This is a genomic window from Flavobacterium difficile (assembly GCF_011392115.1).
Lineage (GTDB): Bacteria > Bacteroidota > Bacteroidia > Flavobacteriales > Flavobacteriaceae > Flavobacterium > Flavobacterium difficile.
Map to the genome: position 1 here is coordinate 517,288 of NZ_JAAJBT010000002.1, position 14,879 is coordinate 532,166.

Annotated in this window: 9 protein-coding genes and 1 tRNA gene; 9 read left to right on the forward strand and 1 reads right to left on the reverse strand. The window is 31.4% G+C overall.

Annotated elements, in window-relative coordinates:
* Positions 1-4: 4 nt before the first annotated feature.
* The 5 genes from G4D72_RS05310 to G4D72_RS05330 all read left to right on the forward strand — a co-directional run bounded on the left by G4D72_RS05310 (position 5) and on the right by G4D72_RS05330 (position 6,603).
* A complete protein-coding gene (locus G4D72_RS05310; protein WP_166076584.1) occupies positions 5-2,488 on the forward strand; it encodes a DNA translocase FtsK in 2,484 nt (827 codons plus the stop codon).
* Positions 2,489-2,501: 13 nt separating this feature from the next.
* Positions 2,502-3,164: a LolA family protein gene (locus G4D72_RS05315; RefSeq protein ID WP_166076585.1), complete on the forward strand. Its 663-nt coding sequence runs from the start codon at positions 2,502-2,504 to the stop codon at positions 3,162-3,164.
* A gap of 59 nt (positions 3,165-3,223) precedes the next feature.
* On the forward strand, positions 3,224-5,230 hold the full coding sequence (locus tag G4D72_RS05320) for an LptF/LptG family permease (RefSeq protein WP_166076586.1): 2,007 nt from the start codon (positions 3,224-3,226) through the stop codon (positions 5,228-5,230).
* An 18-nt stretch (positions 5,231-5,248) separates the two neighbouring features.
* Entirely contained in the window at positions 5,249-6,379 is a 1,131-nt protein-coding gene (gene ribB / locus G4D72_RS05325; RefSeq protein WP_166076587.1) for a 3,4-dihydroxy-2-butanone-4-phosphate synthase, read from the forward strand.
* A gap of 136 nt (positions 6,380-6,515) precedes the next feature.
* A tRNA-Ser gene (locus tag G4D72_RS05330) sits at positions 6,516-6,603 on the forward strand.
* Between the two features lie 158 nt (positions 6,604-6,761).
* Here G4D72_RS05330 and G4D72_RS05335 read toward each other — a convergent pair.
* On the reverse strand, positions 6,762-6,950 hold the full coding sequence (locus G4D72_RS05335; protein ID WP_166076588.1) for a hypothetical protein: 189 nt from the start codon (positions 6,948-6,950) through the stop codon (positions 6,762-6,764).
* A 239-nt stretch (positions 6,951-7,189) separates the two neighbouring features.
* Between G4D72_RS05335 and G4D72_RS05340 the strand changes: the two genes are divergently transcribed.
* The 4 genes from G4D72_RS05340 to G4D72_RS05355 all read left to right on the forward strand — a co-directional run bounded on the left by G4D72_RS05340 (position 7,190) and on the right by G4D72_RS05355 (position 14,597).
* Positions 7,190-7,939 (forward strand): hypothetical protein, encoded by a 750-nt coding sequence (locus G4D72_RS05340; protein ID WP_166076589.1) that lies wholly within the window; start codon positions 7,190-7,192, stop codon positions 7,937-7,939.
* Positions 7,940-8,869: 930 nt separating this feature from the next.
* Positions 8,870-10,387 carry a hypothetical protein gene (locus G4D72_RS13400; protein ID WP_235922451.1) on the forward strand — a complete coding sequence of 506 codons (1,518 nt, stop codon included), beginning with the start codon at positions 8,870-8,872 and terminating at the stop codon, positions 10,385-10,387.
* 387 nt (positions 10,388-10,774) lie between these two features.
* Complete coding sequence (locus G4D72_RS05350) at positions 10,775-11,179, forward strand: (deoxy)nucleoside triphosphate pyrophosphohydrolase (RefSeq protein WP_166076590.1); 405 nt, start codon at positions 10,775-10,777, stop codon at positions 11,177-11,179.
* Positions 11,169-14,597, forward strand: coding sequence for a DUF3427 domain-containing protein (locus tag G4D72_RS05355; RefSeq protein ID WP_166076591.1), 3,429 nt, complete (start codon positions 11,169-11,171; stop codon positions 14,595-14,597). The genes G4D72_RS05350 and G4D72_RS05355 overlap by 11 nt, the downstream gene beginning before the upstream one ends.
* Positions 14,598-14,879 lie beyond the last annotated feature (282 nt).

Sequence of the window (14,879 nt, forward strand, 5' to 3'; positions counted from 1 at the left end):
ATTAATGGCTAAAAAAGAAGTTTCAAATACAACCGAAAATAAATTAAGTAATTCAATTTTCAAAACATCACGTGGACAAAAATTCATAGTTGGTGTTTTGTTTGTTATTATTGCTATCATTTTATTGGTTTCTTTCGTTTCTTACTATGTTTCTGGCAACAACGATCAAAGTCAGATTAATGAATTAGGAAATAGGGAAGTGGCCGTTGAAAATTGGTTTGGCAAAATTGGAGCTTGGTTGTCTGAACTTTTCTTGCACAAAGGTTTCGGAATTTCTTCTTTTATTTTTGTGAAAATATTCTTTTTAGTTGGTGCTTATTTAATTGTCGATTTGCCCTTAAAAAAACTAAGAAAGTCAACGTTTTGGGATTTGTATTTAATCATCACAATTTCAATTTTCTTTGGATTGTTGTGGGATTTTATTCCTCATTTATCTGGAATTATTGGTTTTGAAATCAATGATTTAATTCAGGATTATTCGGGAAAAATAGGTACGATATTATTGTTGATTTTTGCTACCATTGTATTTTTAATATTTAAAATTAAAGTTTCTCCAGATAAAGTAAAAGACTTTTTGGAAGCCAAAAACAATCCAGTTGAAGTAACTCCAGAAATTGATAATTCAGAAGAAAATATTGCGCCTGTTGTCACAGAAAATAATGCTATCAAGGAAACTATAGTTCCAGTTTCAACGCTTAAAAAACCAATTGTTACGGAAGAAGAAGATGACGAATGGACGAACATGCAAGTTATCAATCGTCCCGAACCAACTGCTTCATTTGAAATAGATAAAAAAGCATTAAAACCCACTATTCAAAATTCATCGGAAATTCATTTAGAAGCTCAGAAACCTATTGTTGAAGAAGTTCTTCCAAAACAACCAGAACTAATTCAAACAGAAGATGCTTCTTTCGTAATTGAAAAACCAGAAGAAGAAGACATTGTTGAGGAAAGTTTAGCGCAACGCTTAGTGGAAGATTTTGGTTTGTTTGATCCCACTTTAGAATTGTCAAATTTTAAAATGCCTTCTATAGAATTATTGAAAGATTATACAGGTGTTGGAATCACAATCAATCAAGCTGAATTAGAAGAAAATAAAAATAAAATTGTAGATACGTTAAAAAACTACAAGATTGAAATCGCACAAATTAAAGCTACAGTTGGTCCGACGGTGACTTTATATGAAATTGTGCCAGAAGCTGGAATTAGAATTTCTAAAATTAAAAGCTTGGAAGATGATATTGCATTGTCTTTATCAGCACTAGGAATTCGTATTATCGCACCGATTCCTGGAAAAGGAACTATTGGTATTGAAGTTCCTAATGCTAATCCGTCAATGGTTTCTATGAAAAGTGCCATTGCATCGCCAAAATTCCAACAAGCAGAAATGGAATTGCCCATCGCTTTAGGAAAAACGATTTCTAATGAAACATTGGTAGTCGATTTAGCAAAAATGCCACACTTATTAATGGCAGGGGCAACAGGTCAGGGAAAATCGGTCGGATTGAATGCGGTTTTAACTTCGTTATTATACAAAAAACATCCTGCCGAAGTAAAATTCGTTTTGGTGGATCCTAAAAAAGTAGAATTGACGCTTTTTAATAAGATTGAGCGCCATTATTTAGCGAAACTTCCTGATACAGAAGAAGCCATTATTACTGATAATGCGAAAGTAATTAACACCTTAAACTCTTTATGTTTGGAAATGGATAATCGTTATTCTTTATTAAAAGATGCGATGGTTCGAAATATTAAAGAGTATAATGAAAAATTTAAACAACGCAAACTAAATCCAGAAAACGGTCATCGCTTTTTACCTTATATTGTTTTAGTTGTTGACGAGTTTGCCGATTTAATTATGACGGCAGGAAAAGAAGTAGAACTGCCAATTGCACGTTTGGCTCAACTGGCTCGTGCTATCGGAATTCATTTAATTATTGCGACACAACGTCCATCTGTAAATGTAATTACAGGTATGATTAAAGCGAATTTCCCAGCAAGAATTGCTTTTAGAGTAACTTCTAAGATTGATTCTAGAACTATCTTAGATTCTGGTGGCGCCGATCAGTTAATTGGTCGTGGAGATTTATTGTTTTCAAACGGAAACGATTTAATTCGTGTACAATGTGCTTTTGTCGATACACCAGAAGTTGAAAAAATATGTGATTTCATTGGTGCTCAAAAAGCCTATCCAGATGCCTACTTATTACCAGATTATGTAGGAGAAGAAAGTGGCATAAAACTTGATATGGATATTTCGGAAAGAGATTCTTTATTTAGAGATGCCGCAGAAGTTGTAGTTTCGGCGCAACAAGGCTCTGCCTCATTAATTCAAAGAAAATTAAAATTAGGATATAACAGAGCAGGAAGAATTATTGATCAATTAGAAGCTGCTGGAATTGTTGGTCCTTTTGAAGGAAGTAAAGCCAGACAAGTTTTAATTAGCGATTTAACCTCTTTAGAAATATTTTTTAAAAACGAACAATAGATTTTATACATAGATGAAAAAATTAGTTACAATTACTGCAGTTGCAATATTTTTAGTTGCTTTTAGTACTAAAGAAGTGGAACAAAAAAAAGATGCTAATGTTGCCAAAAATTTATTAGATAAAGTTGTAGCTAAAGCCAAATCCTATAAGAATATGGATATCGACTTCAAATACGCTATTAACAATGCTAAGGAAAACATCAATCAGGAAAGTAAAGGAACTGTAATTTTACAAGGAAATAAATATCATTTGAGTTTCATGGGAATTACTAAAATTTTCGATGGGAAAAAAATATACACCATTGTTCCAGAAGATGAAGAGGTGACAGTATCTAATCATGATGAAAATGATGCCAATGCGATGTCTCCAAATAAAATTTTTACGTTCTTCAAAAAAGGATTTAAGTATGCTATGGATATCAAGCAACCTGTAGCTGGAAAAACCATTCAATATGTAAAATTAACACCATCTAGTGTGGTAGATAAGCGTAAAGAAGTTTTAATTGGAATCGACACAAAAACCAATCACATTTATAATTTGATTGAAGTTGGTAAAAACGGTACCAAAACAACTTTAACAGTTTCTTCGTTTAAATTTAACCAAACTTTACCGAAAAATCAGTTTACCTTTGTAAAAGCGAAATATCCAAATTATTACATCAATAAAGCGGATTAATTGTCAGATTACATTTTACATAGCAGATGTTTTTTGCTATAAATTTAGCATAAAAATAAATGAAAATTATAGATAAATATTTATTAAAATCTTTCCTGATTACATTTACTACGGTATTTGTAATCCTTTTTTTTATATTCGTTTTGCAAAGTATTTGGCTGTTTATCGCTGAATTAGCAGGAAAAGATTTAGATTTTGTAACCATTTTTAAGTTTATTTTTTATTATTCGCCTATAATGGTTCCTTTGGTTTTACCCTTGTCGATTTTATTGGCTTCAATTATGACATTCGGGAGTTTTGCAGAAAATTATGAATTTGCTGCCATGAAATCAGGTGGAATTTCGTTAAGACGGGCGATGAAATTTCTAATTGTTTGTACGAGTGTTTTTAGTTTAATTGCATTTTTATTTGCTAATAACATAATTCCAGAGGCACAATACAGATTCGTAAACTTGAGAAAAAACATTCTTCAAACTAAACCAGCAATGGCTATTGGTGAAGGACAGTTTAATAAAATAGGTCCTACTACGACTATAAAAGTAGAAAAAAAATCAGGAGAAAATGGCGAGTTTTTAGAAGGCATCACGATGCATATGAAAAAGGGCGAGTTTGGACCTGTTACAACTGTAATTAAAGCTAAAAACGGTGTTTTAAAGAGTGATGAGTCAACCAATTTATTGCAATTAGATTTATTGGATGGTAATTATTATGAAGATATTCAACCTCAAAAAATAGAAGAAAGAGACAAGTTGCCCTTTGCAAAAAGTAGTTTTAAAAAATACACGATTAATATCGATTTAGCGCGACTTAATGGTAGTTCTGAAGAAGGTGGTGAAATAATCAATGCTTTCAATATGCTTTCCATGAGCGAATTGAAATATACTATTGACTCTCTTGATGTAAACTATAAAAAAGATGTTATTTCTTACAGTGAAAATATTGATAAAGCCTCTCAAAATTTAACCAATGTTTTGCAAGGTACCACAAGTCAATCGCCAGTAGCTATACAACCGACTACTAAAATTAAGGAGAACCTTTTAGAACTTTTTCCTAACGACAAACAGCTTATTTTGTTAGAGGTTGCGAAAAGTAATATTTCCAATACTGTTTTTTCTTTGGACAGTTACGAGAAAGATTTAGAAATGAAAAAGAAATATATTAATGATTTCTGGATTGCTTACTATGATAAAATTTTAGTCGCTTATTCTTGTTTGTTGATGTTTTTTATTGGCGCACCTTTAGGAGCTATTATTCGAAAAGGTGGTTTAGGTTTGCCAATCGTTTTTGCGGTATTAATTTTCATCATCTTTAATTTTGCCAATACTTTTGGAAAAAAATTAGCAGGTCAAGATGCTATTCACCCTTTTCTTGGGGTAGCAGCGGGTGCATTACTTCTTACGCCTTTTGCAATATTATTTACTTATAGAGCCACAAATGATATGGGTTTAACTATCGATTTAGATTGGTTGATAAATCCAATTAATAAGTTATTTAAGATTAAGAATTCTAACGATTTTAAATTTAATCAAAGTATCATTTCATTAAAAAATATTTCTCTGGATTCTAACGATGAGGATGTGATTAAATTGAATTCATTTAATGAAGAAAGTCTTATTAGTGTTGTGAAAAATTATAAGCAATTTTCTTATTCAAATGAATTTAGAATTAAAGCATTAAAGATTCTAGAACAAAAAGGTATTTCTCAAGAACAATTATTAGAAAGTAATAATTTGTATAATTTAGAGTATTTAAAACTAGTAAGTTATTCTGATTTATATAAGAAACAGACTTTATTAGCATTGCTATTTAATCTTCTTAGCTATACTGTGATTATTAATCTTTCAAATTTATTGGTTTTGATATTCGGATTTATAAGTGTTATTTTAATGTATTATTTACTTCATAAATCATCTGAAACATTAAACGAAATTAAACGAATTACTAAAAGAGAAGATAGCTTTGTGCCTCCATTCATCGCTTATTTTTTTGGTTTGGTACTTTTTATATTTGTTTTTTCTTACAATAGATATCGACTTAAAGAAGTTATATCTGAATTTAACAACTAACAACAATACAACAAACTAATGAGCAATACAATACAACTCAACACAATTGAAGAAGCGATAGAAGACATTCGTCAAGGTAAAATGATCATTGTAGTTGATGATGAAGACAGAGAGAATGAGGGTGATTTCTTAGCAGCTGCTGATAAAGTTACGCCTGAAATGATTAACTTTATGGCTACACATGGTAAAGGTTTAATTTGTGTGCCTTTAACTGAATCGAGATGTAAAGAATTAGAATTACATTCAATGGTGACCAACAATACCGACAACATGGAAACGGCTTTTACAGTTTCTGTTGATTTAAAAGGTAATGGTGTCACTACCGGAATTTCTGCGGCAGACCGATCTAAAACAATTGAAGCATTAGTAAATCCAGAAACCAAACCTTATGAATTAGGCCGACCAGGTCATATTTTTCCATTAATCGCCCGTCAAGGTGGTGTATTAAGAAGAACCGGGCATACCGAAGCCGCAATTGATTTTGCCCGTTTAGCTGGCTTGTCATCAGCTGGGGTAATTTGCGAAATTATGAATGAAGATGGAACTATGGCGCGATTACCAGAATTGGTTGAAGTGGCTAAGAAATTCGATTTAAAATTAGTTTCTATTGAAGATTTGGTGGCATACAGAATGCAACACGATAGCTTAATTAAGAAAAAAGAAGATTTTGAAATTACAACACGTTTCGGAAACTTTAGATTAAGAGCGTATTTACAAGTGACTAACAAGCAAGTTCATATTGCGTTAACTAAAGGAAGTTGGAGTAAAGGTGAAGAAATTTTAACTAGAATTAATTCTACACAAGTTACCAATGATATTTTAGGAAGCTTAACCGATACTTTAAATAAAAAGTTAGAAGACATTTTCAAAAAGTTTGAAGAACATGACAAATGTGCCATTTTATTTATCAATCAAGAATTACAATCTGTAGAATTGTTGGATCGTTTGGCAGATTTAAAACGCATGCAAGAAACAGGTGATTTTTCTACACCAAAAATTAAGATTGATACTAAAGATTTTGGTATTGGTGCACAAATTTTACACGACATAGACATTACAAAGATTAAATTATTAACCAACTCATGGCAAAATAAACGTGTCGGAATGATTGGTTATGGACTAGAAATTACAGAATATTTAAATTATTAAAAAAAAAGTTTGACTACTGATTATTGACAATCAGAAGGTTAAAAAAAACTTCTAAAAAAAGTGTAGTTTTTGTTTTTTTAATTAAAAAAAGCTTTTATATTTGCACTCGCAATACGGAAGTACTGCGAGTCTTACTGGAGAAATGGCAGAGCGGTCGAATGCGGCAGTCTTGAAAACTGTTGACTGTAACAGGTCCGGGGGTTCGAATCCCTCTTTCTCCGCCAGTAGAAACCGATTCAGAAATGAATCGGTTTTTTTTATGGGTTCTATTTTAGATGTGAAAATTTTGTTAGGTGTTTACTAACCCTTTTTTTGATAGCTGTTTCTTCCTACTATGTAGGCTTTATCTACTTAGTTGGTTCGGGATAGTTTGGGGACTGACTTATTTTATATAACCTAATACATCTTCAACTTTTAGACCTGAATATTCGCAATATTCTTTAATGGTAATGAATTGGTGTTTTTCTTTTCTAAAATACGCTTTGATGTCGTTAATAATGTTTCGCGCTTGTCTTTCGCTTTTTCCTGTGATTAGCATCACGTCGGATGTGTAAATGCAGATTCTCTTCATTTGTTTGGCTTAAAAATTACAATTGTTACTACTTTTTTTGGATTTGTAACTTCGTTTCGGTTTCATTTGGTTTTTGTTTTATTCTTATTAAGAACAGTACTAAAATACGCATTTTTTGGCTCGCTATTACGTGACAAATCGGCAATTTTATACCTTTTTGTTTGCATTCGGAAGTATCGCTTTTACTGAGTTTACGAGGCTGTTATCTTTGTGTATGTTTAATTTAAAAACGACTTAAAATGGCCAAAAACACAAGTTTGTTTAGGATTGAAGGTACATTAGATAATGTGACTTTCTACAAAAGTGCTGACGGGTACTTAGTGCGCACCAAAGGTGGTGTAAGTAAAAAGAGAATTATGAATGATCCGGCGTTTGTTAGAACCCGGGAAAACGGCAGAGAGTTTGGAAGAAGTGCAAGCTCTGGAAAGCTGTTGCGTGATGCTGTGGGGAGTTTTGTGTTTAAAGCGAAAGATAGTAAGCTATCGAGTCGCTTGATGAAAGTGATGTTTGACATTAAGAATCAGGATTTGGTATCGGTGCGGGGTGAACGTAATGTGGTGAACGGTTTGGCTACTGCCACTGGTAAAGCCTATTTAAAGGGTTTCGATTTTAATATTCGAGCAACCCTTAAAAGTGTGTTTTTTAATCCGTTTGTAGTTGATGCGACAACTGGAATGCTAACTTTTACAGATTTGAATCCTATTGAAGCAATTCGTTTTCTAGAGGGTGCTACTCATTTTAGTTTGCAAAGTGGCTTTGTGAATTTGGATTTTGCCACAGGCGCTTCAGCTATTACTTATAGTGCTGTTACAAATTTACCAATAAATGGTGCTGTTTCCACAATTACATTGACTCCAAGTGGGGTGCCGACCGGAACTGGTATTGAATTTGTTGTTTTGCTTCTTGAGTTTTTTCAAGAGGTGAATGGTGAACAGTATTCTTTGAATAACGGAGCTTTTAATGTACTAAATATTGTAGAGGTACTTTAATTGGCTATAGATCTGCTGCAATTTTTTTATATTCTAAAAAGTAATGTTGGACTCCCTGCTATGGTGGGGAGTTTTTTTTGTGGTGGATTGTGTGATTAGCTAGTGAGGTCCCTCCGATGTCGGGATGACAAGATAGTGGGGGTGGATTGTGTGATTAGCTAGTGAGGTCCCTCCGATGTCGGGATGACAAAAAAAGAGGGGATGACAAAAAAAAGAGGGGGTGGATTGTGGTGATGGATTGTGTGATTAGCTGGTGAGGTCCCTCCGATGTCGGGATGACAAAAAAAGAAGGGATGACAAGATAGTGGGTTGTGGATTATGTGATTTACTGGTGAGGTCCCTCCTGCGTCGGGATGACAAAAAAAGAGGGGGTGGATTGTGGTGATGGATTGTGTGATTAGCTAGTGAGGTCCCTCCTGCGTCGGGATGACAAAAAAAGAGGGGATGACAAGTTTGTGGGGGTGGATTGTGGTGATGGATTGTGTGATTAGCTAGTGAGGTCCCTCCGATGTCGGGGAGTTTTTGTTTTTTGTGTTTTAGCTTTTTACTGATTTCTAAATTAAACGTAACTATTTTATATGATTTCAGTTCGTTTTTAAACGAATTTTAGTTCTACTCACAAGGTTTGTGTATAAAAAAAATGTGTAAAGGCAAAAAAAAACACCAAATTTTATGCTTAAGCGAAATCTTTCTCATTTCATTGTAACTACTTGATTACAAAAAAAATATTACATCAAAAAAGGAGTAGGAGTAGTGTTGTGCTCTTCGTTCTTCATAAAAATCGTTCACAAGGTTGTACACAACTTGTGTATAAAAGTTAATTATTCTATTTTATTTTGCTGCTATAATTTTAAAACGTATTTATTATTATTTTTGTCTTTTAGAACATTTCAAATTAACTAACCGCCAAACCCATTAACATTTTCAGCCATGAATTACATTACACACCTTACCACCTTTTTCGAAAAAGTTTTACAAGAACCAGATTTCAAACCCATGCATATTAGCCTGTATTTGGCTATGTTTCAATCTTGGAACAAAAACCGCTTTCAAAATCCAATTGCTATTTCTAGGAATGACATGATACGAATTAGCAAAATTGGATCACCAACTCTATATGAAAATGGTTTAAAAAAATTAGATGAACAAGGCTACATTAAGTACCAACCTTCTGGTAGTCCATTTAAGCCAAGTTTGGTTCATGTTTTAGAATTGACTGAGGGATATCAGGTTAAAAAAATTAGAGTAAAAACCAGTTTAAAAATTGAACAAGTTGCTAAACAAGTTGTTAAACCTGTTACTGAACCCGTTGCTGAACAAGCACTAATAAAGCACTGTGCAAGTACTGAACAAGCTCTGGTATCATATATAAACATTAATAAACATTATAAACATAATAAAACTATTTATGGTCCACAAAAAAACATAAATGGAAAAAATGAAAATTCTTTTTTAAAAAATTCAGAAAAAGAAGAAAAAAAGTTGCGCGAAAAAAAGAAGTTGGAGTCCGAATTTAACCTTCCAATTTTAGAAAATGTCATCTCATTTTTTCAGGAAAACAACTACAGTCGAATTGAAGCTACCACCTTTTTCAATTCTTTCGAAAAAAACGGATGGTTAGTGGGTGAACCTATCAAAATGGAAAATTGGAAAGCTGCAGCCCAAAACTGGATGCTTCATCAGGAAAACTGTTCCGCCCATTTTCGTAATCCTGAGCCAGCTAGTGTTGCGCCTAGCAGAAGTGTTGAAGCGCACCATCCTATGATTGGCCAACTCGATACCCAGAACACGCTGCCGGGCAGTTGTACAACTTTTGAGGAAACTTTCGAGGATACAGCTACTGGTCGCATTTACCATTTTAACAGATGTGTTTCTTTTTTAACTTACCAAGGGAAAAAAAAATTTGGTCAGGCCTTCAAGATTTGTGAATCTGATTATTCAATTGTTCAACAGCTGCTTGTGTATGCCATTAGAGATGAAAAATCTGCTACTAAATTAAATATTAACTTAAACAAAGGTATTTTATTGTCTGGCAAAATTGGATGCGGGAAAACGGCTTTCATGCATTTGTTAAAACCTTTCTTTCCTCCAAAATTTGCTTACAAAATTACAACCTGCCGAGAAGTATCCTTTGCCTTTGCGAAAAAAGGTTCTGCAGCTTTGGAAATTTATACCCCAAACACAAACCATCAGAACCGATTGACAGGCTATTGTTTTGACGATTTTGGCTCTGAACAACACATCAAACAATTTGGACACGATTCCAATGTAATCGCAAAAATAATTATGAGTCGCTACGCGCCATTTGTTGCCCACTCAACCGTTACCCATCTGACTACTCATTTATCAATGTTGGAAATTGAAACACTCTATGGCAGTATGTTTAGTTCTAAAATACTAGAAATGTTTAATGTTATTGCATTTAGTAATGAGTCAAGAGATAAATGATACTTTTTCTTCAATCATGATAATAATTGAGATATTCAGAATGAAATTAGAAATCTTTTTCTAAGGAGTCTTCCTCTTTTAAGAGTTGTTAAAGTCATAACCCGAAATTGAAACAAAATGAACAAAAGAACTACAATGTTTGCAAACTTAAATTAATATTTATGAGAAATTTTTGTTTTTCGAGCGATGCCTTAACTATTTTTAATTCTAAATAAATAAAATCTTTTCAGTATTCCTTACACCTTAAACTTAGCATAGTTTTTGGTATTTTTTATTATTTTTATAGTAAATACGGATTTCCTCATTTTTAAATCGATAGCTTTTTTGTAGATTTGAAATTTTAAAATATATTTTAAAGAACAGTAAACACAATTAATTTTTTTGATTTTGAAAAAAGTAGAAGTAGTCGCAGCAATTATCCATTTTGAAGATGAAATTCTTTGTGTCCAAAGAGCAAAAAATAAATTGTCATATATATCTGAAAAATACGAATTTCCAGGTGGTAAAATTGAAGACAGCGAATCTCAAGAAGAAGCTCTAAGACGAGAGTTAGTTGAGGAATTAAATGTAATAGTCGACATACAATCTTTATTTTTAACAATTGTACATCAATATCCCGATTTTGAACTAACAATGCATAGTTTCACATGCAAAGTAAATTCAAAAGAAATAACTTTAAATGAACATATTGCTTTTAATTGGTTAAAAGTAGATGAACTTGAAAGTTTGGATTGGGCAGCTGCAGATATTCCGATAGTAAAAAAATTAAAAAATAAAAAATATGCTCGATAGATTTAAGGAAAGTTTATTTACCGGGTTTGTAGATAAGGAAGTACTTTCTAATATAGCATATCAACCTGAATTGTTAGTTAATCAAAAAGAACCACCCAAGAAAATACTCACTACAATACTTAGGGAATTTGATTTGTGTACTGAATTTTATATTTCGGTTGCATTTGTCACAACTAGTGGAGTTGCAACTTTAATAAATCAACTAAAAATTTTAGAAGCTCGAGGTGTAAAAGGATTTGTGTTAGTTTCACAATATCTTAATTTTACCCAACCAGAAGCATTAAGAAGATTAATGCATTTTTCTAATATAGAATTAAGAATACTTACATCCGAAAATGCCCACGCAAAAGGTTATATATTCAAAAATCAAACACATTACAACTTAATCGTAGGAAGTAGTAATTTAACTGCAAGCGCTTTATCTACAAATAAAGAATGGAACATTAAGTTGTCTGCCCTAGAAAATAGCGGTATTGTTCATAAAGTTCTTCAAGAATTTAAAGATGATTTCTATAAAGCTAAAGTAGTTACTCCCAAATTTATTGAGGAATATAATGAAGTTTACCAAAAACAGTATCTGCTAAGTAATGAGATTCTAAAAAACGAAAAAGAAGAAAATAAAATTGTTTTACCAAATATTATGCAAGAAGAGGCACTTGCAAATTTAGTAAAACTTCGACTAAAATCTAAAAATAAAGCCTTAATTATTTCGGCTACAGGCACTGGGAAAACATATTTATCGGCTTTTGATGCAAAAGCTTTTAACCCTAGGAAATTACTTTTTGTTGTACATCGATTGACTATAGCCAGAGAAGCAATGAAAACTTTTAAAAAAGTTTTTGGTAATTCGCGAAAAATGGGATTGTACTCTGGAAATATACAGGAATTGGATTGTGATTTCATATTTTCAACAGTTCAAACTATTTCAAAGGCTAATCATTTTGAACAATTTAGAGAAGATTTTTTCGATTATATTATCATAGATGAGACACATCGTTCTGCTTCTAAATCATACACGAGATTAATTAATTATTTCAAGCCAAAATTTCTCCTCGGTATGACAGCAACACCAGATCGTATGGATGGAAATGATATTTTTAAACAATTTGACCATAACATTGCATATGAAATAAGATTAAATCGTGCTATGTCTGAAAATATGTTAAGTTCATTTCATTACTACGGAGTAACAGATCTAATAGTGGATGAAAAGTTAATCGATGATGCAACTAATTTTAATCAATTGGTTTCTGATGAACGAATTAATCATATTATTGAAAAATCGAAATTTTATGGAAGCGATAATGGTATATTAAGAGGTTTGATATTTTGTTCACGAAAAGACGAGGCTAAAGAATTAGCTAGGTTATTAAACAAAAAAGGGTTAAAAACACAATCATTGACTGGTGATGATTCAGAGGAAATTAGAGCAAAAGCAATTGAACTTTTAGAAAGTGATAATTTAACACAAAAATTGGATTATATTATTACGGTTGATATTTTCAATGAAGGAATAGATATACCTAAGATAAATCAAATTATAATGTTAAGACCAACAGAATCTGCGATAATTTTTATACAGCAATTAGGGAGAGGTCTCAGAAAAATTGAAGGAAAGGGTTATTTGACTGTAATAGATTTTATAGGGAATTATCAAAATAATTATTTGATTCCCATAGCTTTATATGGCGATACATCTTACAACAAGGATACAATTCGAAAATTAATTACAGAGGGAAGCAAAATGATTCCGGGGGCTTCTACTATTAATTTTGATCAAATTACCAAAGAACGTATTTTTCAATCAATCGATTCAGCTAATATGCAATTATTGACTGATTTAAAAAAAGATTATTATTTATTAAAATACAGGTTGGGAAGGACGCCTATGATGATGGATTTTGTTCAACAAAATGCAAGAGACCCATATGTTTTTATTGAATATTCTAAGTCATATTATAATTTTGTAATTAAAGTTGATAGTAATATAACTTCTAATTTAACAAAAGATGAAATTAAATTACTTGAACTTTTTTCAAAAGAAATAAATAATTCAAAAAGAGTAGAAGAAAGTATAATTTTGAAACATTTAATCGATGAGGGTAACTTAAGAATTTCAAAATTTAAAAAAATTATTGAGAATAGGTATATGTATACAGTATCTGATGAAACAATTGCTTCTTGCCTTGTCAATTTGAATTTTGAATTTATTAGAGATAAAAAAAATAATAAACTTCTAACAGTTAAAGAAATTTACGATTTAGATTTAGTATTCATTCATAACGATACTTTTTGCCTTTCAGATTCTTTTAAAAATTCCCTTCAAAATGTTGTTTTTAAAAATTTCCTTATAGATTCTACAGAGTATTCAATTTCACGATATGATGATCTATTCACTACTGAAAATTGGCAAAATGGTTTTATTTTATACAATAAATATTCTAGAAAAGATGTTTTCAGAATTTTGAATTCAAGTGAAAATCCAGTTGCACAAAACGTTGGTGGATATTTAGTTAGTCAAGATAATTCTAATTGTCCAATATTTGTCAATTATCATAAAGAAGACCATATTTCAGAATCTACTAAATATGAAGATGAATTTGTAAATACCAGAGAATTTGATTGGATGTCTAAATCTAACCGTAAAATAGAAAGTAAAGATGTACAATCTATCTTAGGTAAAAATGGAAAAATTCGGTTACCACTATTCATTAAAAAGAGTAATGACGAAGGTACAGATTTTTATTACATGGGTGAAATGCAACCAAATTTGGACATGGTTATACAAGCTTCAATGAATAATGACAGGGGAGCAAAAGTATCTGTTGTAAAAATAAGATTCAATGTCTTTCCACCAGTTTTGGATTCATTATATGATTATATAAATGATAATAGTTCTGAAACAACTCTAATGAAAGATGATAAAAATGTCGAAACTCCAGAACGGTTAGCTTTGGATTTAGAACCACAAAATGAACAAACAATTCCATTGTATAATTTTTATGCAGCAGCAGGTAGTTTTAGTGATTTACAATCTGACAATGAATATTCTTTAATTAGTGCACCAAGTTTTATAAAAGACACAAAAGATTATTTTGCATGCAAAATTATTGGTGAATCGATGAATAGGGTTATTCCAAATGGTTCAATAGCTTTATTTAAGTTTTACTCAGGTGGTAGTAGAAATGGCAAAATTGTATTGGTAGAAAATTTTGACATACAAGATTTAGATTTTAATTCAGCATTTACTGTTAAGACCTACACTAGCGAAAAAATTGTCACTGAAGAGGGATGGAGTCACACGAGAATTCAACTTTTACCTCACTCATTTGACAAAACTTATTTGCCTATAAATATCAATGAAGATAATGGTGTTCAAATGAAAATTATTGGTGAGTATGTTTCTATCATTAAATAATTTTTAAATTAACAATTACAAAAATTTTATAATCGAAAAAGTATTTTTTATTATAAATCAATATACTATTACAAAAAATAAGATTTTATATTTTTATAAAGCTTTATCTGTCCTAGTTATAGTAGGAATATTGATTTTCTTCCAGTAATAAAGTACTTGACAAGATGATAAAATAAAAATATCATTGTCTACGCAACACAATTTTTGTCGCAATTATCTCCTTTATTTGCGACAAAAAACAAGTAAAAAAGACACATAAACCCTTTATGGTTAATAAATTAC

Bases quoted from the DNA above. Each gene is read 5' to 3' on its own strand.
- ribB (WP_166076587.1), top strand. From the start codon at position 5,249: ATGAGCAATACAATACAACTCAACACAATTGAAGAAGCGATAGAAGAC.
- G4D72_RS05310 (WP_166076584.1), top strand. From the start codon at position 5: ATGGCTAAAAAAGAAGTTTCAAATACAACCGAAAATAAATTAAGTAAT.
- G4D72_RS05335 (WP_166076588.1), bottom strand. From the start codon at position 6,950: ATGAAGAGAATCTGCATTTACACATCCGACGTGATGCTAATCACAGGA.
- G4D72_RS05355 (WP_166076591.1), top strand. From the start codon at position 11,169: ATGCTCGATAGATTTAAGGAAAGTTTATTTACCGGGTTTGTAGATAAG.
- G4D72_RS13400 (WP_235922451.1), top strand. From the start codon at position 8,870: ATGAATTACATTACACACCTTACCACCTTTTTCGAAAAAGTTTTACAA.
- G4D72_RS05320 (WP_166076586.1), top strand. From the start codon at position 3,224: ATGAAAATTATAGATAAATATTTATTAAAATCTTTCCTGATTACATTT.
- G4D72_RS05340 (WP_166076589.1), top strand. From the start codon at position 7,190: ATGGCCAAAAACACAAGTTTGTTTAGGATTGAAGGTACATTAGATAAT.
- G4D72_RS05315 (WP_166076585.1), top strand. From the start codon at position 2,502: ATGAAAAAATTAGTTACAATTACTGCAGTTGCAATATTTTTAGTTGCT.